General features: G+C 75.1%; 13 protein-coding genes and 1 tRNA gene. 7 read left to right on the plus strand and 7 right to left on the minus strand.

Translation table 11 applies throughout. The features are described 5' to 3' along the window. Window positions 1–533 precede the first annotated feature (533 nt). From gltB to pyk, 3 genes are all read left to right on the plus strand, one after another. Window positions 534–5,153 carry a glutamate synthase large subunit gene (gene gltB / locus WDV85_RS08550; protein WP_339570207.1) on the plus strand — a complete coding sequence of 1,540 codons (4,620 nt, stop codon included), beginning with the start codon at window positions 534–536 and terminating at the stop codon, window positions 5,151–5,153. Beyond that, on the plus strand, window positions 5,146–6,639 hold the full coding sequence (locus WDV85_RS08555) for a glutamate synthase subunit beta (RefSeq protein WP_171202051.1): 1,494 nt from the start codon (window positions 5,146–5,148) through the stop codon (window positions 6,637–6,639). Before gltB ends, WDV85_RS08555 begins: the two co-directional genes overlap by 8 nt. Before the next feature lie 148 nt (window positions 6,640–6,787). Continuing rightward, window positions 6,788–8,278: a pyruvate kinase gene (gene pyk, locus WDV85_RS08560; protein WP_339570208.1), complete on the plus strand. Its 1,491-nt coding sequence runs from the start codon at window positions 6,788–6,790 to the stop codon at window positions 8,276–8,278. Window positions 8,279–8,559: 281 nt separating this feature from the next. On the opposite strand, the gene WDV85_RS08565 is transcribed toward pyk, so the two are convergent. Then, window positions 8,560–8,633 (minus strand) — tRNA-Leu (locus WDV85_RS08565). A 91-nt stretch (window positions 8,634–8,724) separates the two neighbouring features. On the opposite strand from WDV85_RS08565, the gene WDV85_RS08570 reads away from it, so the two are divergent. Both WDV85_RS08570 and WDV85_RS08575 read left to right on the plus strand, forming a co-directional pair. Then, the gene (locus tag WDV85_RS08570; RefSeq protein ID WP_339570209.1) at window positions 8,725–9,384 is read left to right on the plus strand and encodes an ANTAR domain-containing response regulator; all 660 of its coding nucleotides are present in this window, start codon (window positions 8,725–8,727) and stop codon (window positions 9,382–9,384) included. A 213-nt stretch (window positions 9,385–9,597) separates the two neighbouring features. Next, window positions 9,598–10,947: an ABC transporter substrate-binding protein gene (locus tag WDV85_RS08575; RefSeq protein WP_339570210.1), complete on the plus strand. Its 1,350-nt coding sequence runs from the start codon at window positions 9,598–9,600 to the stop codon at window positions 10,945–10,947. Window positions 10,948–11,144: 197 nt separating this feature from the next. On the opposite strand, the gene WDV85_RS08580 is transcribed toward WDV85_RS08575, so the two are convergent. From WDV85_RS08580 to WDV85_RS08595, 4 genes are read right to left on the minus strand one after another with little or no spacing between them, the layout of a single operon-like run. Beyond that, the gene (locus WDV85_RS08580) at window positions 11,145–11,921 is read right to left on the minus strand and encodes an ABC transporter ATP-binding protein (RefSeq protein WP_298802898.1); all 777 of its coding nucleotides are present in this window, start codon (window positions 11,919–11,921) and stop codon (window positions 11,145–11,147) included. After that, window positions 11,918–12,934, minus strand: a complete 1,017-nt coding sequence (locus tag WDV85_RS08585; RefSeq protein ID WP_339570211.1) for an ABC transporter ATP-binding protein — start codon at window positions 12,932–12,934, stop codon at window positions 11,918–11,920. Before WDV85_RS08585 ends, WDV85_RS08580 begins: the two co-directional genes overlap by 4 nt. Then, entirely contained in the window at window positions 12,924–13,919 is a 996-nt protein-coding gene (locus tag WDV85_RS08590) for a branched-chain amino acid ABC transporter permease (protein ID WP_298802893.1), read from the minus strand. The genes WDV85_RS08585 and WDV85_RS08590 overlap by 11 nt, the downstream gene beginning before the upstream one ends. A gap of 13 nt (window positions 13,920–13,932) precedes the next feature. Beyond that, a complete protein-coding gene (locus tag WDV85_RS08595) occupies window positions 13,933–15,279 on the minus strand; it encodes a branched-chain amino acid ABC transporter permease (protein ID WP_339570212.1) in 1,347 nt (448 codons plus the stop codon). Window positions 15,280–15,608: 329 nt separating this feature from the next. On the opposite strand from WDV85_RS08595, the gene WDV85_RS08600 reads away from it, so the two are divergent. Then, entirely contained in the window at window positions 15,609–16,253 is a 645-nt protein-coding gene (locus WDV85_RS08600) for a GNAT family N-acetyltransferase (RefSeq protein WP_339570213.1), read from the plus strand. A 57-nt stretch (window positions 16,254–16,310) separates the two neighbouring features. Here the strand turns inward: WDV85_RS08600 and WDV85_RS08605 are convergent, their stop codons facing one another. Continuing rightward, entirely contained in the window at window positions 16,311–16,856 is a 546-nt protein-coding gene (locus WDV85_RS08605; protein ID WP_339570214.1) for a PaaI family thioesterase, read from the minus strand. Window positions 16,857–16,950: 94 nt separating this feature from the next. On the opposite strand from WDV85_RS08605, the gene polA reads away from it, so the two are divergent. After that, window positions 16,951–19,713, plus strand: coding sequence for a DNA polymerase I (gene polA / locus WDV85_RS08610; RefSeq protein ID WP_445263272.1), 2,763 nt, complete (start codon window positions 16,951–16,953; stop codon window positions 19,711–19,713). Window positions 19,714–19,759: 46 nt separating this feature from the next. On the opposite strand, the gene WDV85_RS08615 is transcribed toward polA, so the two are convergent. Continuing rightward, entirely contained in the window at window positions 19,760–20,617 is an 858-nt protein-coding gene (locus tag WDV85_RS08615) for a class I SAM-dependent methyltransferase (protein WP_445263268.1), read from the minus strand. Window positions 20,618–20,880 lie beyond the last annotated feature (263 nt).

Raw genomic sequence — 20,880 nt, forward strand, 5'->3', positions numbered from 1 at the left:
GGTCACGTCAGGGGCGCCGGCGCCACGACCGGCGCACGGCGAGGCGCACGGCAGGACGGCGTCGTCCCCCTCGCCCCCGCACCCGCCCATCTCGAACACGTGTACGACACTAGGGGCGGAGTCCGACAACGCCCCCACGGCTCCGCGGCCTGTGGACGACCCCCTCTTCCACGGACCTGTGCGCTGCGGCCGGACACCCGCCGGTCGGTGCGGTTCGGGACGCCGATCTCCGCCGCTGCTCTGCGCCCTCGTCGCGAGCGGTCCCCGTCCTGCGAGCCGTCGACCGACGGCCGACGGGGCCCACCCCACCCCCTGATCACGCCGTGATCACGCCGCGATCACGTCGCGGTCACGACCCGGTCACCGCGCCAGGGGTGGTCTCGCGGGGTGGATCGACCGCCGGGGCGCCGCAGCCCCCGGTGTACCTTCTCCCGACCCGGGGCCGACGACGTCCCCTCCCGTCCCCCGTCCCGCCGGCCCGCCGGCGGGGCACGTCGACCGCCCCGGCGGTCCCCGTGAGGATGGTGCGACGCATGACGACGACCTCGCAGATCAGCCCGCAGGACCAGCACGAGAACCCGGCGCCCGGACCCCGCGCCGCCGTCCCGGCCCCGCAGGGCCTCTACGACGGCCGCCACGAGCACGACGCGTGCGGCGTGGCCTTCGTCGCCACGCTGCGCGGCGAGCCGGGCCACGACATCGTCGACGCCGCGCTCACCGCCCTGCGGAACCTCGACCACCGCGGCGCCGTGGGCGCCGAGGTCGACACCGGCGACGGCGCCGGGATCCTCACGCAGATCCCCGACGACCTCTTCCGCGCCCTGGCGGAGGAGGAGATGGGCGTCCAGCTCCCGCCCAAGGGCGCCTACGCCGTCGGCGTCGTCTTCCTGCCCGCCGTCGACGAGGGGGCGGCCGAGGCCGTGCGCCGCGTCGAGGCCCTCGCGGAGGAGGAGGATCTCGCCGTCCTCGGCTGGCGGGACGTGCCCGTCGCGGCCGAGCTCGTCGGCGCCACCGCCCGCGCCACGATGCCGCGCTTCCGGCAGCTCTTCGTCGCCGGCCGCGGCGCGCGCATCACGGGCATGGCCCTCGAGCGCCGGGCCTTCTGCCTGCGCAAGCGCACGGAGCGGGAGGTCGGCGTCTACGTCGCGTCCCTCTCGTGCCGCACCATCACCTACAAGGGGATGCTGACGACGGGCCAGCTCGAGCCCTTCTTCCCCGACCTGTCGGACCGGCGCTACACGACCGAGCTCGCCGTCGTGCACTCGCGCTTCTCGACCAACACCTTCCCGTCGTGGCCGCTGGCGCACCCGTTCCGGCTCATCGCCCACAACGGCGAGATCAACACCGTCCAGGGCAACCGGAACTGGATGCGGGCGCGCGAGAGCATGCTCAGCTCGTCGGTCATCCCCGGCGACCTCCAGCGGCTCTTCCCCATCTGCACGCCGGGTGCCAGCGACTCCGCGTCGTTCGACGAGGTCCTCGAGCTGCTGCACCTGTCCGGCCGCTCGCTGCCGCACGCGATGCTCATGATGATCCCCGAGGCCTGGGAGAACCACGCCTCGATGGACCCGGCCCGCCGCGCCTTCTACGAGTTCCACTCGATGTTCACGGAGGCGTGGGACGGCCCGGCCGACGTCGTCTTCACCGACGGCACGCTCATCGGGGCCGTCCTCGACCGCAACGGCCTGCGCCCCTCGCGGTACTCGATCACGTCCGACGGCCTCGTCGTCCTCGCCAGCGAGACGGGCGTGCTGGACCTCGACCCCGCCACCGTCGTGCGGAAGGGCCGCCTCCAGCCCGGGCGCATGTTCCTCGTCGACACCGCCGCGGGGCGCGTGGTCGACGACGAGGAGGTCAAGGCCGAGCTCGCCGCCGCGCACCCCTACGACGAGTGGCTGCACGCGGGCCTCGTCACGCTCGACGGGCTGCCCGAGCGCGAGCACGTCGCGCACACGCACTCCTCGGTGACCCGCCGCCAGCAGACGTTCGGCTACACCGAGGAGGAGCTGCGCCTGCTCGTCGCGCCGATGGCGCGGGCGGGCGCCGAGCCGATCGGGTCGATGGGCACCGACACGCCGATCGCCGTGCTCTCGCAGCGCCCGCGGCTCGTCTTCGACTACTTCACGCAGATGTTCGCGCAGGTGACCAACCCGCCGCTGGACGCCATCCGCGAGGAGCTGGTGACGTCGCTCGTCACGGGCGTGGGCCCGGAGCAGAACATGCTCGACGCCGGCCCGGCGCACTGCCGCCAGCTCGTCATCCCCTTCCCGGTCATCGACAACGACGAGCTCGCGAAGATCGTCCACGTCAACGCCGACGGCAACCTCCCCGGCTTCCGCTGCGTCCGCGTGTCCGGCCTGTACCGGGTCGACGGCGGGGGAGCAGCCCTGGCGGCCCGGATCGACGAGATCTGCGCGGAGGTGAGCGCGGCCATCGCCGACGGCGCCCGCTTCGTCGTCCTCTCGGACCGCGACTCGGACTCCGTGCTGGCGCCCATCCCGTCGCTCCTGCTGACGGCGGCCGTGCACCACCACCTGCTGCGCGAGAAGACGCGCACCCAGGTCGGGCTCGTCGTCGAGGCGGGGGACGTCCGCGAGGTCCACCACGTCGCCCTGCTCGTCGGCTACGGCGCGGCGGCCGTGAACCCGTACCTGGCGATGGAGTCGGTGGAGGACCAGGTCCGCTCCGGCCACCTCACCGGTATCGCCCCCGAGGACGCCGTCCGCCGGCTCATCTACGCGCTCGGCAAGGGCGTGCTCAAGGTCATGAGCAAGATGGGCATCTCGACGGTCGCCTCCTACCGGGGCGCGCAGACCTTCGAGACCATCGGCCTGTCCCAGGAGCTGGTCGACCGGTACTTCACGGGTACGACGACGCAGCTCGGCGGCGTCGGCATCGACGTCCTCGCCGAGGAGGTCGCCGCCCGCCACCGCACCGCCTACCCCGTCGGGGGCGTGCAGCCCGCGCACCGGCGCCTCGAGGTGGGCGGGGAGTACCAGTGGCGCCGCGAGGGCGAGCACCACCTCTTCGACCCGGAGACGGTCTTCCGCCTGCAGCACGCCACCCGCGCGGGGCGCTACGACGTCTTCAAGCAGTACACGCAGCGGGTCGACGACTCCTCCGAGCGGCTCATGACGCTCCGCGGCCTCTTCTCCTTCCGCGAGGGCGCCCGCCCGCCGGTGCCGCTCGACGAGGTCGAGCCCGTCAGCGAGATCGTCAAGCGGTTCTCGACGGGCGCGATGAGCTACGGCTCCATCTCCGAGGAGGCGCACGCGACCCTCGCCGTCGCGATGAACCGCCTCGGCGGCCGCAGCAACACCGGCGAGGGCGGCGAGGACGTCGAGCGCCTGCTCGACCCGGAGCGCCGCAGCGCCGTCAAGCAGGTCGCCTCGGGGCGCTTCGGCGTGACGAGCATGTACCTCACCCACGCCGACGACCTGCAGATCAAGATCGCGCAAGGCGCCAAGCCGGGCGAGGGCGGCCAGCTCCCGGGCCACAAGGTCTACCCGTGGATCGCGCGGACGCGCTTCTCGACGCCCGGCGTCGGGCTCATCTCCCCGCCGCCGCACCACGACATCTACTCGATCGAGGACATCGCCCAGCTCATCCACGACCTCAAGAACGCCAACCCGTCGGCGCGCGTGCACGTCAAGCTCGTCAGCGAGATCGGCGTCGGGACGGTCGCCGCGGGCGTGAGCAAGGCGCACGCCGACGTCGTCCTCATCTCCGGCCACGACGGCGGCACGGGCGCCAGCCCGCTGACGTCGCTCAAGCACGCCGGCGGGCCCTGGGAGGTCGGGCTGGCCGAGGCCCAGCAGACGCTGCTGCTCAACGGCCTGCGCGACCGGATCACCGTCCAGGTCGACGGCCAGCTGAAGACCGGCCGCGACGTCGTCGTGGCCGCCCTCCTCGGCGCCGAGGAGTACGGCTTCTCGACGGCGCCGCTCGTCGTGTCCGGCTGCATCCTCATGCGGGCCTGCCACCTCGACACCTGCCCCGTCGGGATCGCGACGCAGAACCCCGAGCTGCGGGCGCGGTACGGCGGCAAGGCCGACTTCGTCGTGAGCTTCTTCGAGTTCGTCGCCCAGGAGGTGCGCGAGCACCTGGCGGCGCTGGGCTTCCGCTCGCTCGACGAGGCCATCGGCCGCAGCGACGCCCTCGACGTCCGCCGCGCCGTCGACCACTGGAAGGCCTCCGGCCTGGACCTCGGCCCCGTCCTGCACCAGGTCGAGCTGCCCGAGGGCGCCTCCCGCCGGCGCACGACGAGCCAGGACCACGGCCTCGAGAAGGCCCTGGACCACCAGCTCATCGCCATGTCGCGCGACGCGCTCGAGCACGGCACCCCCGTGCGGGTCGCGAGCGCCGTCCGCAACGTCAACCGCACCGTCGGCACGATGCTCGGCCACGAGGTCACCCGCCGCTACGGCGAGCAGGGCCTGCCCGACGGCACCGTCGACGTCACCCTCACGGGCAGCGCCGGGCAGTCCTTCGGCGCCTTCCTGCCGCGGGGAGTCGTGCTGCGCCTCGTCGGGGACGCCAACGACTACGTCGGCAAGGGGCTGTCGGGGGGCCGCGTGGTGGTCCGCCCCGACGACGCCGCGCCGTTCGCGGCGCAGGACAACGTCATCGCCGGCAACACGATCGGCTACGGCGCGACGTCGGGCGAGATGTTCCTGCGCGGCGTCGTCGGCGAGCGCTTCTGCGTGCGCAACTCCGGCGCCACCGCCGTCGTCGAGGGCGTGGGCGACCACGCCTGCGAGTACATGACCGGCGGCACCGTCCTCGTCCTCGGCGGCACCGGCCGCAACGTCGGCGCGGGCATGTCCGGCGGGACGGCGTACGTGCTCGACCTCGACGAGGCCGAGGTCAACCAGGCGGCCGTGCGCAGCGGGGAGCTCGGGCTCCACCCGCTCGACGAGGCCGACCGGGTGCTCGTGGCGGACCTGCTCGTGCGCCACCGCGACGAGACCGGGTCGGAGGTCGCGGCGTCCCTGCTCGAGGAGGGCGACGCGGGCCTGGACCGCATCACCAAGCTGCTGCCCCGGGAGTTCTCCCGCGTGCTCGCCGTGCGGGCGCAGGCGGCCGAGGAGGGGCTGGACCTCGACGGCGACGTCGTCTGGGGCCGGATCGTGGAGGCGACGACGCATGGCTGACCCGAAGGGCTTCCTCACCCAGCGCGAGCGCGAGCTGCCGCAGCGCCGCCCGGTGGACGTCAGGATCATGGACTGGCGCGAGGTCTACGAGAAGCAGGAGGAGGGCGCGCTGCTGCGGCAGGCGGGCCGCTGCATGGACTGCGGCATCCCCTTCTGCCACCAGGGCTGCCCGCTGGGCAACCTCATCCCCGAGTGGAACGACCTCACGTGGCGCGGGGACTGGGCCGAGGCCGTCGAGCGGCTGCACGCCACGAACAACTTCCCCGAGGTGACGGGGCGGCTGTGCCCGGCGCCCTGCGAGAGCGCCTGCGTCCTCGGCATCAACCAGCCGCCGGTGACGATCAAGCAGGTCGAGGTGTCGATCGCCGACCGGGCCTTCGCCGAGGGGTGGGTCGTCCCGCAGCCCCCCGACCGCCTCACCGGGCGCACGGTCGCCGTCGTCGGCTCCGGACCCGCGGGGCTCGCCGCCGCCCAGCAGCTCACGCGCGCCGGGCACACGGTGGCGGTCTACGAGCGCGACGACGCCATCGGCGGGCTCCTGCGCTACGGGATCCCCGAGTTCAAGATGGAGAAGGACCTCCTCGACGCCCGCCTGGCGCAGATGGCGGCGGAGGGCACCCGCTTCCGGCCGGGCACGCCCGTCGGCGGCTCCGCGCCCGGCGCGGTCTCGGGCGCGGCCCTCGTGGCGCGCTACGACGCCGTGCTCCTGGCCGTCGGCGCCACGGCGCCGCGGGACCTGCCGGTCCCCGGGCGCGACCTGCCCGGCGTCATGCCGGCGATGGACTACCTCGTCCCCGCCAACCGCGCCGCCCGCGGCGCGGGGGAGGGGCCGGAGGGCCGTGACGTGCCGGCGGAGCTCGACGCCCGCGGCCGCGACGTCGTCATCATCGGCGGCGGTGACACCGGCGCCGACTGCCTCGGCACGGCGCTGCGCCAGGGCGCCCGCTCGGTGACGCAGCTGGCCCACGGGCCGCAGCCGGCCGCCGAGCGGACGGCGGGCGAGCCCTGGCCCGTCGACCCGCGCCTCTTCGAGGTGACGAGCGCCCACGAGGAGGGTGGCGAGCGCCGCTTCACCGCCTCCACCACCCGCTTCGTCGCGGGGGAGGACGGCCGGGTCGGCGGCCTGGAGATCGTCCAGGCGGAGCGGGTGGGGCGCGAGGTGCGACCCGTGCCGGGCACCGAGGAGGTGCTCGACACCCAGCTCGTCCTCATCGCCACGGGCTACACGGGCCCCGAGCGCGGCCCGCTCCTCGACGAGGTGGGGGTCGACCTCGACGAGCGCGGCCTCGTCGCCCGCGACGGCTCGTACGCGACGTCGGTCCCCGGCGTCTTCGTCGCCGGCGACGCCGGCCGGGGGCAGTCCCTCATCGTCTGGGCCATCGCGGAGGGCCGCGCCGCGGCGGCCGCGATCGACGCCCGGCTCTCCGGCCGGCCCAGCACGCTCCCCGCCCCGGTGCGCCCGACCGACCGGCCGCTCGTCGTCTGACGGGCCCTTCGACGGACGTCCGCCCGCCCCCTCGTCGCCACCCCCCGCATCACCGGGTGGCGCGGGGGCGGCGCGCGGCCGCGCCGGGCCGTCCCACGGACGGCCTCGCCCGCCGTGGCGGGGTGCCCGGCTCTGTAAGGTGCGTCACATGCGCCGCGCCAAGATCGTCTGCACCCTCGGCCCCGCCGTCTCGAGCCCCGAGCAGCTCCGCGAGCTCGTGGACGCGGGCATGGACGTCGCCCGCTTCAACCTCAGCCACGGCTCGCACGCCGAGCACTCGGAGCGCTACGAGGCGGTGCGCCGCGCCGCCGAGGAGGCGGGGCGCCCGGTCGCGGTGCTCGTCGACCTGCAGGGCCCCAAGATCCGGCTGGGCCGCTTCGCGAGCGGGCCGCAGGCGCTGCCCGTGGGCCACGTGCTCACCATCACCACCGAGGACGTGCCGGGCGACGCGACCCTCGTCTCGACGACGCACAAGGGTCTGCCGGGCGACGTCTCGCCGGGCGACCGCATCCTCGTCGACGACGGCAAGGTGACCCTGCGGGTCACCGGCGTCGAGGGCCCGCGCGTCGTCACCGAGGTCGAGGTGGCGGGCGTCGTGTCGGACAACAAGGGCCTCAACCTGCCCGGCGTGGCGGTCGGCGTCCCGGCGCTGTCCGACAAGGACGTCGAGGACCTGCGCTGGGGCCTGCGGCAGGGCTGCGACCTGGTGGCGCTGTCCTTCGTCCGCGACGCGGCCGACGTCGAGGGCGTGCACCGCGTCATGGACGAGGAGGGCCGGCGGGTCCCCGTCATCGCCAAGGTGGAGAAGCCGCAGGCGGTCGACAACCTCGAGGCCGTCGTCGACGCCTTCGACGGCGTCATGGTGGCGCGCGGCGACCTGGGCGTCGAGCTGCCCCTCGAGCAGGTGCCGCTCGTGCAGAAGCGCGCGGTCGAGCTGTGCCGCCGCGCGGCCAAGCCGGTCATCGTGGCGACGCAGGTGCTCGAGTCGATGATCTCCGCGCCCCGCCCGACCCGGGCCGAGGCGTCGGACTGCGCCAACGCCGTCCTCGACGGCGCCGACGCGATCATGCTGTCGGGCGAGACGAGCGTCGGCCAGTACCCCTTCGAGGCCGTGCGGACGATGGCGCGCATCATCGAGAGCACCGAGGACCACGGCCTCGACCGGATCAGCCCGCTGGGCACCAACCCCCACACCACGGGCGGTGCCATCACGCGGGCCGCGCTGGACGTCGGCGTCAACCTCGACGCCAAGCACCTCGTCGTCTTCACGACGACGGGCGACTCCGCCCGGCGCATGTCCCGCCTGCGCTCGGAGATCCCGCTCATCGTCTTCACGCCGGAGCCGTCGGTCCGCGCGCAGCTGTCCCTCACGTGGGGCGTGCAGACCTTCCTCATGCCCTACGTGACCCACACCGACGAGATGGTCCTCGCCATGGACGAGGTGCTCCTCGAGAGCGGCGTCGCGCAGGAGGGCGAGCTCGTCGTCGTCGTGGCCGGGGCGCCCCCGGGCATCCCCGGCTCGACCAACGCGCTGCGCGCCCACCGCATGGGCGACGCCGTCAACGGCGTCACGCAGGCCTACCGCGAGACCCGGCGCGACACGGGCGCCCGCCAGCTCGGCGCCCCCGACGCCGGCTGACCACCCCCCAGGCACCACCGGCCCCGACACCCCCGGCCCACCCGGTCACGACCTGACCGGGTGGGCCGTCGTCGTCCGGGTGCGCCCGCGGACCGGTGAGGCGCCCAGGCGGGGGGCGGTCGGTGGGGCGGCACGTCAAGCCCGACGTCCCCGCGGGGCGGCGGCCTCGCGGGGACGTCGGAGCCAGTGCCGTCGCACCGACCGCCCCCCCCCCCGGCCGTCCCAGCCCGACCACGGCGGGCCCGACCGCACGAGCGGCGGACCCAGCCGGTCGCGAGAGGTGCCCCGGGTGGGACTCGAACCCACACTGCGTGGATTTTGAGGCCACTTCCTCTGCCGGTTGGGATACCGGGGCGGGCCGGGCGGTCGGCGGCCGGGGGGGCCGGGGCGGACGCGCTGCGGCGGCCCGGGCGTCGTCGCCCGGATGCCCGGATAGGGTAGCCGACGTGAGCGAGCAGCCCCCCAGCACCGAGGCCAGCAGCGGACCGAGCACGGGCGCGGCGGAGGACGACGAGGTCCCCCAGGGCCCGCGTCGCCGTGTCGTCGTCGCCGAGGACGAGGCGATCATCCGCCTCGACGTCGTGGAGACGCTGACGGAGGCGGGCTTCGACGTCGTCGGGGAGGCGGGCGACGGCGAGAGCGCGGTGCGCCTCGTCGAGGAGATGACGCCCGACCTCGTCGTGATGGACGTGAAGATGCCGGTGCTCGACGGGATCTCGGCGGCGGAGCGCATCGGGCGCTCGGGCCGGTCGGCGGTCGTCCTGCTCACGGCGTTCTCGCAGAAGGAGCTCGTGGACCGGGCGCGCGACGCGGGGGCGATGGCCTACGTGGTCAAGCCGTTCACGTCGGCGGACCTCCTCCCGGCCGTGGAGATCGCGCTGAGCCGCCACGCGGAGCTGCGGGCCCTCGAGGACGAGGTGTCCGACCTCACCGAGCGGTTCGAGACGCGGAAGCGGGTCGAGCGGGCCAAGGGCCTGCTCATGCAGCAGATGGGCCTTTCCGAGCCCGAGGCCTTCCGCTGGATCCAGAAGACGTCGATGGACCGGCGCCTCACGATGCGCGAGGTGGCGGACGTGGTGCTGGAGCAGGTGGGCGGCAGCCGCTGAGGGCGAGGCCGGGCCGCCGCGGGGGCGGCCCGGCGGCCCTGCGCGAGCGGCCTGCTCGCGCAGCGGGTCACGGCGCGGCGGAGCCAGGGTCACGATGGGGTGACGACGCGACGGATCGCTCCGGGCCTGGCCCGTGGAGGGCGACCGTCGAGTACGGTCCGGCTCACCTACTGGACCTCAGCGCCCAGCCGCTGGGACGAAGGAGAGCCCTGCATGAAGCGAACCACCCTGGCGCGGCGGTCCGTCGCCGTGGCCGGCATCGCAGCCCTCGCCCTCACCGGGTGCGGTGACGACGGCGGGACCGACGACGGCGCGGCGCCGGCGGCCTCGGGCGAGCCGAGCGCGAGCTCGTCGTCGTCCGACGACGCCGCCGCGGGCTCCGAGGACTGCGAGCCCGAGACCCCGCCGGAGGCGGAGGGCGACGGCGTCCTCACCATCGGCTCCGTCCTGCCGCAGACCGGCAACCTGGCCTTCCTCGGTCCGCCGGAGTTCGCCGGCGTCGAGCTGGCGGTGCAGGAGATCAACGAGGCCGGCGGTTACAACGGCCAGGACGTCGCGTACGTCGAGGGCGACTCCGGTGACACGAACACCGACATCGCGTCCTCGACGGTCCAGCGCCTCCTGTCGGCGGACGTCGACTCGATCATCGGCGCGGCGTCCTCGGGCGTCTCCTTCACGATCATCGACGCCATCACCGGCGCCGGGGTCGTGCAGATCTCGCCGGCGAACACGGCGCCGGACTTCACGTGCGCGAGCGACTCCGGCCTGTACTTCCGCACCGCCCCCTCCGACGTCCTCCAGGGCCGCGTCATGGGCGACCTCGTGATCGGCGACGGGTACCTCGACGTCGGCATGATGGCGATCGACGACCCGTACGGCACCGGTCTCGCGGCGAACGTGCAGGACGCGGTCGAGGCCGGCGGCGGCAGCATCGCCGGCGGCGACCCGATCATCTACAACCCGCAGGCGCCGAACTACAGCGCGGAGGTCGCCCAGCTCGCGGAGACGAACCCGGAGGCGATCGTCCTCATCGGCTTCGACGAGTCGCTGCGCGTCATCCCCGAGCTCATCTCCCAGGGCATCGGCCCGAGCGAGGTGCCGCTCTACCTCGTGGACGGCAACCTGGCGAACTACAGCGACGACGGCCTCGCGCCGGGCGCGCTCGTGGGCACGAAGGGCACCCTGCCGGGCGCCGCGTCGACGGGTGACTTCCAGGAGCGCCTGCTCGCCGTCGACCCGTCGCTCGCGGACTTCAGCTACGCGCCGGAGTCCTACGACGCCGTCATCATGACGGCGCTGGCGGCCATCGCGGCCGGCGACGACAGCGGCGCGAGCATCGCCTCGCAGCTGCCGGCGGTCAGCCGCGAGGGCACCGAGTGCTCGGGCTTCGTCGAGTGCCGCGACCTGCTCGAGGCCGGCGAGGACATCGACTACCAGGGCGTGTCCGGCCCGGTCGAGTTCTCCGACCTCGGCGACCCGACGGAGGCCACCATCGGCATCTACTCCTACGTCGAGGACAACAGCTACGTGAACGACTCCTACGTGGAGGGCTCGCTCGACTGAGCCGATCCGCTCCACGCCGTGGAGCCGCACCACCGGAGCCCCGGTCCCCCTCGCGGGGGGGCCGGGGCTCCGCCTCGTCCGGGATGCGCCCCGGCCGGGAGGGGCGGCCGCTGCGCCACCGGGGCCCGGACGCGACGACGCCCGGCCCCCCTGGGCGGGGGACCGGGCGTCGGCCGCGGCGGGGCGTCGGGCGGCGGTCAGGAGCCGGCGAGCGTGCCCAGGTACAGCTGGATGACCTTGGGGTCCTGGGCCAGCTCGCGGCCGGAGCCGCTGTAGGCGTTGCGGCCCTGGTCGAGGACGTAGCCGCGGTCGCAGATCTGCAGGCAGCGGCGGGCGTTCTGCTCGACCATGACGACCGAGACGCCGGTGCGGTTGATCTGCCGCGTGCGGATGAAGACCTCGTCCTGCAGGGCGGGGGACAGGCCCGCCGACGGCTCGTCGAGGAGCAGCACGCGCGGCTCCATCATGAGCGCACGGCCCATCGCGACCATCTGCCGCTCGCCGCCGGACAGCGAGCCGGCGCGCTGGTTGCGCCGCTTGCCGAGGGTGGGGAAGAGGTCGACGACGGCCTCGAAGCGCTGCGAGAAGCGCTTGGGGGCCTGGTAGAGCCCCATCTCGAGGTTCTCGGCGATGGTGAGCGAGGGGAAGACGTTGTTCGTCTGCGGCACGAAGCCGACGCCCCGGCGCACGAGCTTGTCGGCGCCCATCCCGGTGATGTCGTCGTCCCCGAGCCGGACCGTGCCCTTCCGGATCTTCACGAGGCCGAACATGGCCTTGAGGAGCGTCGACTTGCCGGCGCCGTTGGGGCCGATGATGGCGACCAGCTCGCCCGGCTGCACGTGCAGGTCGCAGCCGTTGAGGATGTCGACGCCGGGCAGGTAGCCCGCCACGAGCTCGTCGGCGCGCAGCACCGCTCCCTCCGCGGCGGCGACGTGCGCGCTGCGGTCTCCCGTCGTCGTGCTGCTGGCGCTCATCGTCCGACCTCCTGGTCGCGCTCCCGCTCGAGCTCCGCCTCGGCGGCGGCGATCTGCTCGGCCTCGTCCTCCTCGGTGAGCGGGGCGTCGTGGTGGCCCCCGAGGTAGGCGTCGATGACCGCCGGGTCCGCCATGACGGCGTCCGGGGGACCCTCCGCGACGACGGTGCCCTGGGCCATGACGACCACCCAGTCCGAGATGTCGCGGACCATGTCCATGTCGTGCTCGACGAAGACGACCGTCATGCCCTGCTCCCGCAGGTCCTTGACGTGCCCGAGGAGCGACTGCGTGAGCGCCGGGTTCACCCCGGCCATCGGCTCGTCGAGCATGACGAGCCGCGGCTCGGTCATGAGGGCGCGGGCCATCTCCAGCAGCTTGCGCTGCCCGCCGGAGAGGCTGCCCGCGAAGTCCTCGCGCTTGGCGTCGAGCTTGAAGCGCCGCAGCAGCTCGTCGGCGCGCCGCGTGTTGGAGTCCTCCTGGCCGCGCCACACCCGCCGGAACATCGCCGACAGCAGCCGCTCGCCCACCTGGCCGGTGGCGCCGAGGCGCATGTTCTCGATGACGGTGAGCCGCGAGAGCGCCTTGGTCAGCTGGAAGGTGCGGACCATGCCGCGACGGGCGACGCGGTGCGCCGGCACCCGGGCGAGGCTGCGGCCCTCGAAGGTCCACGAGCCCTCGTCGGGCCGGTCGAACCCCGTGAGGAGGTTGAAGAACGTCGTCTTGCCGGCGCCGTTGGGCCCGATGAGGGCCGTGATGGCGCCGCGCTGGAACTCCACGTGCTGCACGTCGACGGCCGTGAGGCCGCCGAAGCGGCGCACGACGCCGTCCGCGACGAGCACGGGGTCGGGCTTGGGCGCCCCCGGCACCCGGGGGACGTCGCGGAGCACCTCGCGGGCGGCGAGGGCGCGCGGCCCGGGACCCGGGGCGGTGGCCGGGTGGCTCCCGCCGTGGCCCTCCTGGGGGGCGCCCTCGTCGAGGTCGGTCAGGTCGGGGCGGTTCTCGTCAGCGGGCATCGATCGCCAGCTCCCTCCGGTCGCCGAAGATGCCTTGCGGCCTGAAGATCATGAGCAGCATGAGCGCGAGCCCGACGAGCATGAAGCGCACCTGGCCCACCTGGGTGGAGGACATCAGCCAGTCGGGGACGTAGCCGGCGCCGACGGCCTGCACGAGCACGTTCTCGATGAGGACGAGGGCCACCCAGAAGATCGCCGCGCCGACCACGGGCCCGAGGACGCGCGCGGCGCCGCCGAGCAGGAGCACGGTGTAGACGAAGAACGTCAGCTCCGTGCCGTAGAGGTCGGGCTGCACCGAGGCGCGGCCGACGCCGAAGACGAAGCCGGCCAGCGCGCCGATGACGCCGCCGATGACGAGGGCCTGCATCTTGTAGGCGTAGACGTTCTTGCCGAGGCTGCGGACGGCGTCCTCGTCCTCGCGGATGCCCTTGAGCACGCGGCCCCAGGGGCTGCGCATGAGCAGGAAGACGACGAGGCAGCACACCGCCACCAGGACCCACCCGACGACGAGGATCCACGCCAGCCGCGCCCCGAAGACCCAGGGCCCGAAGCCGTAGGACTGCCCGGGGGTGAAGGGGTTGAGGTCGTAGAACCCCTCGGCGAAGCCGGAGAGCCCGCTCGAGCCGCCGGTCTGGTCGCGCAGCGTGGCGCTGCGGACGGTGAGGCGCACGATCTCCGCCGCGGCGATGGTGGCGATGGCGAGGTAGTCGGCGCGCAGGCGCAGCGTCGGGATGCCGAGGAGCACCGCCAGCAGCACCGCGGCGACGAGGCCGACGACGACGCCGAGCCAGAAGGGCAGCCCGAGCACGGTGACGGTGACGGCGATGCCGTACGCCCCGACGGCGACGAAGGCCGCCTGCCCGAAGTTGAGCAGGCCGGCGTAGCCGAACTGCACGTTGAGCCCGATCGCCGCGAGGGCGTAGATGACCGTCTCCAGCCCGATGGCCGCGCGGGCGGTGTTGCCGAGGATCGAGGACCAGTCCACGGGGGTGCTCCGCTCAGCCGATGCGCGAGGCGCGGCCGAGGATGCCCTGGGGCCGCACGAGGAGGACGAGGATGAGGACGAGCAGGGCGCCGACGTTGCGCAGCTCGGTGGGGATGACGAGCGTGCTCACCTCGAGGAAGACGCCGATGAACAGGGCGCCCACCATGGCTCCGAAGGCCGTGCCGAGGCCGCCGAGCGTCACCGCCGCGAAGACGAGCAGCAGGATCTGGAAGCCCATCTGGTACTGCACCTGCTGGGCGAGGCCCAGCAGCACCCCGGAGAGCGCGGCGAGCGCGGCGCCGGCGACCCAGACGACGAGGATCACGCGGTTGACGTCGATGCCCGAGGCGGCGGCCAGGGCCGGGTTGTCGGAGACGGCGCGGGTGGCCTTGCCCAGCCGGGTGCGCACGAGGACGAGGCCCACCGCCACGAGCACGACCGCGGCGACGGCCATGCTGATGAGGTCGATGGGGCGCAGGGTGAACAGGCCCAGGTCCAGCCCGCGCTGGCCCTGGTACTCGGCGTAGGTCTGCGTCGAGCCGCCGAAGACGTAGAGGAAGAGGTAGCGCAGCAGCAGGGCCAGGCCGATCGAGACGATCATCATGGCCACGAGGCCCGTGCCGCGGCGCCGCAGCGGTCTCCAGAGGAGGCGGTCGTTGGCGTACCCCGCGACCCCGCCCAGCACCACGGCGAGCGGTGCCGCCAGGAGGAAGGGGACGCCCGCGCCCACGTTGAGGAAGTAGGTCGCGACGGCGCCGAAGGTGATGAGCTCGCCGTGGGCGAAGTTCGTCAGCCCCGTCGTCCCGAAGACGAGCGACAGGCCGATGGCCGCGAGGGCGATGATGAGGCCGTACCGCAGGCCGTTGGCGACGAGCTGGGCCACCTGGCCGGCGCTCACGCCACCGGCCGACGCCGACGCACCGCCGTCCTCCGACAGCTGGAAGATGACGGGGTTGGCGCTGCCCGAGGCCACCGAGCGCTGGACCGGGTTCTCGCGGGGGAGCAGCCCGGCGGCGGGCCCGGTGAGGCTGTCGACGTCGAGCGTGACCTCGTAGGTGCCCGTCCCCGGGACCACGAGCTCCACGGCCCCGCCGTCGTCCGTCGTCCCCGAGACCGGGTCGACGCCCGCGCCGGTCGCCGTGACCTCCGCGCCCGGCACGTCCTCGCGGTCGGCGGTCCGCACCCGGACCGTGATGGTCTCGCCCTCGACGTCCGTCGGTGCGCTGGCCCCGGGCGAGGGGGTGGGCGTGGCGGCGTCGGCGCGCGCGCCGCCGCCCGGCAGCGCGGGGGCGAGGGCGAGCAGCAGCGCGAGCGCCACGAGGGCGAGCAGCGCCCGGGGGGCGGCGAGCGTCGTCAACACGGTCTCCTGGGGCAGGACGGCGGCGGTGCGGCGACGGCGGCACGGCCGGACGAGCGCGCGTACTCAACCACGCGATCGCCCGCCGCGGGGACCACCTCGCCGAAGGGGGACGACGTCACCCGCCGGGGGAGGCCCGTGCCGCCGCACCGCGGGAGCCGCCGACCGGCTCGGCGAGAAGGGCCGCGCGAGAGCGCGTCCGGGCGCCGCGGGCGCCGGGCGGGCGCTCGTCGGGGCGGGGTGACCCCGTCGGGTGGTGCTGCGGCCCGGGGGCGGCGCCGCGACGGCCGCGGGACTACGCTCCAGCGGCCGTCGACGAGGAGGGGGAGCGCGTGAGCAGGTCCAGGCTCGTGGTCCGGCCGGCCGGGCCGGCGGACGTCCCCCGCGTCGCGGCCGTCGTCGGGGCCGTCCGCGGAGACGTGACCGCCGCCCCCCAGCTGACCGGCCCTCCGCCGACCGGCGCCCTCTCCGCCGTGGAGCCGGACGCGGCGGCCGGCGTCGACGAGGAGCTCGTCGCGTCCGCGCTCCGCCGCCCCGACGTGGTGGTGCTGCTCGCCGAGGCGGGGGAGCGTCCGGTCGGCGTCCTCGTGCTGCGGCGCGGTGAGGTGCTGCCCCTGGCGGCCGTGGCGGCGGCGCACGTCGACCAGCTCGCCGTCGTCCCGACCGAGCGCCGCCGGGGGGTCGGCCGCGCGCTGCTCGCGGCCGCCGCGCGCATCGCCGACGCCGACGGCCTCGAGCGCATCGTGGTCTCGGCCCCGCCCGGGGGCCGCGAGGCCCACCGGCTGCTGGCGCGCCTCGGGTTCACGCCGCTCGTCGTCCAGCGGTGCGCGTCCGTGCCGGCCCTGCGCCGCTCGCTGCGGCTCCAGGCCGCGCTCGGCCCCGCCGGCGGGCTCGAGCAGGAGGAGTCGCGGCGCGCCGCGCTGGAGCGCGTGCTGAGCCGGCGCCGTCGCGAGCGCGGCCTCGCCGGCACGGCCTGACCCCGGGCGCCCCTCGGGAGGGGCCCGTCGTCCGCCGGCCCCGTCCGCCCGACCGCGTCAGCCGCTCGTGGCCGCGACCAGCTGGCAGGTGAGGCGCGCGGTGCACACGCGCCGGTCGTCGTCGTCGACGACGACCACCTCGACCGTCGCGACGCGGCGACCGACGTGCAGGGGCCGGGCCGTCGCCGTGACCCACGTCGAGCGCGCGGGCGTGACGCCGCGGTGGTGGGTGGCGCTGAGGTCGACGCCGACCGCGGCCGTCCCGGGGCCGGCGGCGAGCGAGCACAGCACCGAGCCGACCGTCTCGGCCAGGGCGGCCGAGGCGCCGCCGTGGAGCAGGCCCATGGGCTGGGTGTTGCCCGCGACGGGCATCCGCGCGGCCACCTCCTCGGGCCCCACGACCGTGAACTCCGTGCCGGTGCGCTCGGCCAGGGTGCCGGCGCACCAGGCGGTGGCGGCCCGCGCGGCGGCCGCCGGGTCGTGCCCGGCCAGCGCCAGCAGCCCGGCGACGTCGCCGGCACCGGGGTCGGGCCCCGCGGGCGGGCCGGCAGTGGGGCCGGGGGCAGGGGCGGGGGCGTCCGCGGCGGGGGCGTCGTCGGTCACGGCGCCTAGTCTGGCGCGCGTGAGCGACAGCGCCCTCCTCCGCCCCGACGCCGCGGCCGCCGACACGGGCGAGGACCCGCTCGTCGCGCCGCCCCTGGAGGCCGACGCCGCACCGCCGCCCGCCCCCGGGGACGGCGGCCCGCGCCCGCGGCTCCTGCTCGTCGACGGCCACTCGATGGCCTACCGCGCCTTCTTCGCCCTGCCCGTGGAGAACTTCTCGACGACGACGGGCCAGGTCACCAACGCCGTCTACGGCTTCACGTCGATGCTCATCAACGTCCTGCGCGACGAGGCGCCCACGCACGTGGCCGTGGCCTTCGACGTGTCCCGCGACACCTTCCGCGCCCAGGAGTACGCGGAGTACAAGGCGGGCCGCGCCAAGACGCCCACGGAGTTCTCCGGGCAGGTGGGCCTCGTCAAGGAGGTCCTCGCGGCGCTGCGGGTGCCCGTCGTGGAGAAGGAGGGCTTCGAGGCGGACGACGTCATCGCCACCCTCGCGACGCAGGCCCGCGCGCAGGGCTTCGAGGTGCTCGTGTCCACGGGCGACCGCGACGCCCTGCAGCTCGTGGACGAGGCCACCACCGTGCTCTACCCGCGCAAGGGCGTCTCCGACCTCGTGCGGATGACGCCCGACGCCGTCGAGGAGAAGTACGGCGTGCGCCCCCAGCGCTACCCCGACCTGGCGGCGCTCGTCGGCGAGACGAGCGACAACCTGCCGGGCGTGCCCGGCGTCGGGCCGAAGACCGCCGCCAAGTGGCTGGCCGCGCACGACGGCCTCGACGGCGTCGTCGCCCACGTCGACCAGATCGCGGGCAAGGCCGGGCAGTCGCTGCGCGACCACCTCGACCAGGTGCTGCGCAACCGCCGGCTCAACCAGCTCGTCGCCGACCTCGACCTGCCCGTCGTCGTCGACGACCTCGTCGTCGCGGCCTGGGACCGCGAGGAGGTCCACCGCGTCTTCGACTCCCTCGAGTTCCGCGTCCTGCGCGACCGCCTGTTCGCCACGCTCTCCGCCCCCCAGCCGGAGGCGGAGGAGGGGTTCAGCGTCACCGTCGAGCGGCCGCGCGGCGCAGAGGTCGACGCGTGGCTGTCCGCGCGCGGGCGGGAGCCCGTGGGCCTGCACGTGCTCGGGCGCTGGGGCGCCGGGTCGGGCCTGGCCACGGCGGTCGCGCTCGCGTCGGCCGACGGCGCCACCGCGTGGCTGCCCCTCGGTGGCGACAGCGACGGCGAGGACGAGGGAGCGCTCGACGACGAGGGCCGCGGCGCCCTCGCCGCCTGGCTGGCGGACACCGACCGGCCGAAGGTGCTGCACGACGCGAAGGGCCCGCTGCAGGCCCTCGCGGGCGCCGGCCTCCCGCTGGCCGGTCTCGTCGACGACACCGCCCTGGCCGCCTACCTGTGCCGGCCCGACCAGCGCTCCTACGACCTGGCCGACCTCTCGGTGCGCCACCTGCACCGCGAGCTGCGCGCCGAGGAGCCGGAGGCGCCCGCCGCCGACCAGCTCGCGCTCGACGTCGACGGCGACGGGCCGCCCGACCCGGCGCCCGCGGCGGCCGTGCGCGCGGCCGCCGTCGTCGAGCTGTCCTCCGTCCTCGCCGGCGAGCTGGCCGAGCGGGGCGGCACGGCCCTGCTCGCCGAGCTCGAGCTGCCCCTCGTCGGCGTGCTGGCGCGCATGGAGGCCCGCGGCGTGGCCGCGGACCGCGGCCACCTCGAGGCGCTCGAGCAGCAGTTCGCCGCGGCGGTCGAGGAGCAGGCGGAGGCGGCGTACGCCGTCATCGACCGCCGCGTGAACCTCGGCTCGCCGAAGCAGCTGCAGGAGGTCCTCTTCGACCAGCTCGGGATGCCGAAGACCAAGCGCATCAAGACCGGGTACACGACGGACGCCGAGGCGCTGGCCGACCTCCTCGTCAAGACTGACGGGCAGCCCGGCAGCGGCTTCCTCGTGCACCTTCTGGCGCACCGCGACGTCAGCCGGCTGCGCCAGACCGTCGAGGGCCTGCTCAAGACGGTGGCGCCCGACGGGCGCATCCACACCACCTACCAGCAGACCATCGCGGCCACGGGGCGGCTGTCGTCGACCGACCCCAACCTGCAGAACATCCCCATCCGCACGGAGGAGGGCCGCCGCATCCGGCAGGCCTTCGTCGTCGGCGAGGGCTACGAGAGCCTGCTGACGGCCGACTACAGCCAGATCGAGATGCGGATCATGGCGCACCTGTCCGGCGACGAGGGGCTCGTGGAGGCCTTCCGGTCGGGGGAGGACCTGCACTCCTTCGTCGGCAGCCGCGTCTTCGAGGTCGAGCCGGCGGAGGTCACGCCGGCCATGCGCAGCAAGATCAAGGCGATGTCGTACGGCCTGGCCTACGGCCTGTCGGCCTTCGGGCTCTCGCGCCAGCTGCGGATCGGCGTCGACGAGGCCCGCGGGCTGATGGACGACTACTTCGAGCGCTTCGGCGGCGTGCGCGACTACCTGCGCGGCGTCGTCGACACCGCGCGGACCACGGGGTACACGGAGACCATCCTCGGCCGCCGTCGCTACCTGCCCGACCTCACGAGCGACAACCGGCAGCGGCGCGAGATGGCCGAGCGCATGGCGCTCAACGCGCCGATCCAGGGGTCGGCGGCCGACGTCATCAAGGTCGCCATGCTCGGCGTCGAGCAGGCGCTCGCCGAGCAGGGCCTGCGCTCGCGGATGCTGCTGCAGGTCCACGACGAGCTCGTGCTCGAGGTGGCGCCGGGGGAGCGCGAGGCCCTCGAGGCGCTCGTGCGCGCGCAGATGGGCGGGGCCGCCGAGCTGAGCGTCCCGCTCGACGTGTCCGTCGGCGTCGGGACGTCGTGGCACGAGGCGGGCCACTGAGGCACCGGCGCCGGGGCCGGGCAGCAGGGCCGGACGGGCGGCGAGGTCAGCCGGGCAGGTCGCAGACGAAGACGGCCGTCCCCGGCAGGACCCGCCCGCGCAGCGCGCTCCAGCCGCCCCAGACCACGTCGCGGCCGGCGGGCCAGCGCGGCTCGACGAGGTCGACGAGGCGGAAGCCCGCGCCGACGACCTCGCGGACGCGCTGGCCGAGCGTGCGGTGGTGCTCGGCGTAGAGCACCTCGCCGTCCTCGCCCGTCTCGGCGTAGGGCGTGGTGTCGAAGTAGGAGCTCGTGGCGACCAGGCCCGCCTCGCCGGGGTCGTCGGGGAAGGCCCAGCGGACGGGGTGGGTGAGGCTGAAGACCCACCGGCCGCCCGGGCGCAGCACGCGCGCGACCTCGGCGTGCACCCGCTCGGGCTCGGCCGTGAAGGGCAGCGCGCCGTAGGCGGACACCGCCAGGTCCACCGACGCGTCGGCCAGCGGCAGGCGTGCGGCGTCGGCCTGCAGGAGCGCCAGGGCAGGGTCGGCGCGACGCCCCTGCGCCAGCATCCCGGCCGAGAGATCGAGGCCGACGACCTCGGCGCCCTCGTCGGCCAGCCACCGGCTCCCCTGCGCCGCCCCGCAGCCCACCTCGAGCACCCGTCGGCCGCGGACGTCGCCGAGCAGGCGCGCGTCGGCCTCGCGCAGCCCCTCGGGGCCCCACACGAGGTCGCGGTCGCCCAGGTGCTCGCCGTGCTCGGCGAGGTAGCCGGGGGCCGCCTCGTCCCACCAGCCGCGGTTGGCGCGCACGGACGCCGCCGCGCCGACGTCGCGGTAGCCGGCCGCGGCGAGCGCGCTGCGACCCGCCGGTCCGGCCGCGGGGGAGGGGAGGTCGCGCTCGGGGTCCACCCCCCGATGCTCGCCCATCGTGGGCCGGCGCCGCGTCGGACGGCCGCGTGCGAGTCCGACGTCGGGCGTCGAGTCCGACGTCGGGTGCCGAGTCCGACGTCGGGTGCCGAGTCCGACGTCGCGCGGCCCGTCAGGCACCGAGAGCCGTGGGACGTCGGACTCGGCACGCTGCGTCGGACTCGCCGACCTCGCGACGCCCACCTCCGGCAGCCCCCAGCCGTGCCGCACGTCATCGCTCCCGGGCCGGCGGGCGCCCAGGAGGGTCGAGGGGGGTGGCCGGC

It is taken from the genome of Pseudokineococcus sp. 5B2Z-1, from assembly GCF_037482305.1.
Lineage (GTDB): Bacteria > Actinomycetota > Actinomycetes > Actinomycetales > Quadrisphaeraceae > Pseudokineococcus.

What these genes read in the sequence shown, in the direction of transcription:
- WDV85_RS08575 (WP_339570210.1), top strand. Translation starts at nt 9,598, where the DNA reads ATGAAGCGAACCACCCTGGCGCGGCGGTCCGTCGCCGTGGCCGGCATC.
- WDV85_RS08580 (WP_298802898.1), bottom strand. Translation starts at nt 11,921, where the DNA reads ATGAGCGCCAGCAGCACGACGACGGGAGACCGCAGCGCGCACGTCGCC.
- WDV85_RS08615 (WP_445263268.1), bottom strand. Translation starts at nt 20,617, where the DNA reads ATGGGCGAGCATCGGGGGGTGGACCCCGAGCGCGACCTCCCCTCCCCC.
- gltB (WP_339570207.1), top strand. Translation starts at nt 534, where the DNA reads ATGACGACGACCTCGCAGATCAGCCCGCAGGACCAGCACGAGAACCCG.
- WDV85_RS08585 (WP_339570211.1), bottom strand. Translation starts at nt 12,934, where the DNA reads ATGCCCGCTGACGAGAACCGCCCCGACCTGACCGACCTCGACGAGGGC.
- WDV85_RS08555 (WP_171202051.1), top strand. Translation starts at nt 5,146, where the DNA reads ATGGCTGACCCGAAGGGCTTCCTCACCCAGCGCGAGCGCGAGCTGCCG.
- pyk (WP_339570208.1), top strand. Translation starts at nt 6,788, where the DNA reads ATGCGCCGCGCCAAGATCGTCTGCACCCTCGGCCCCGCCGTCTCGAGC.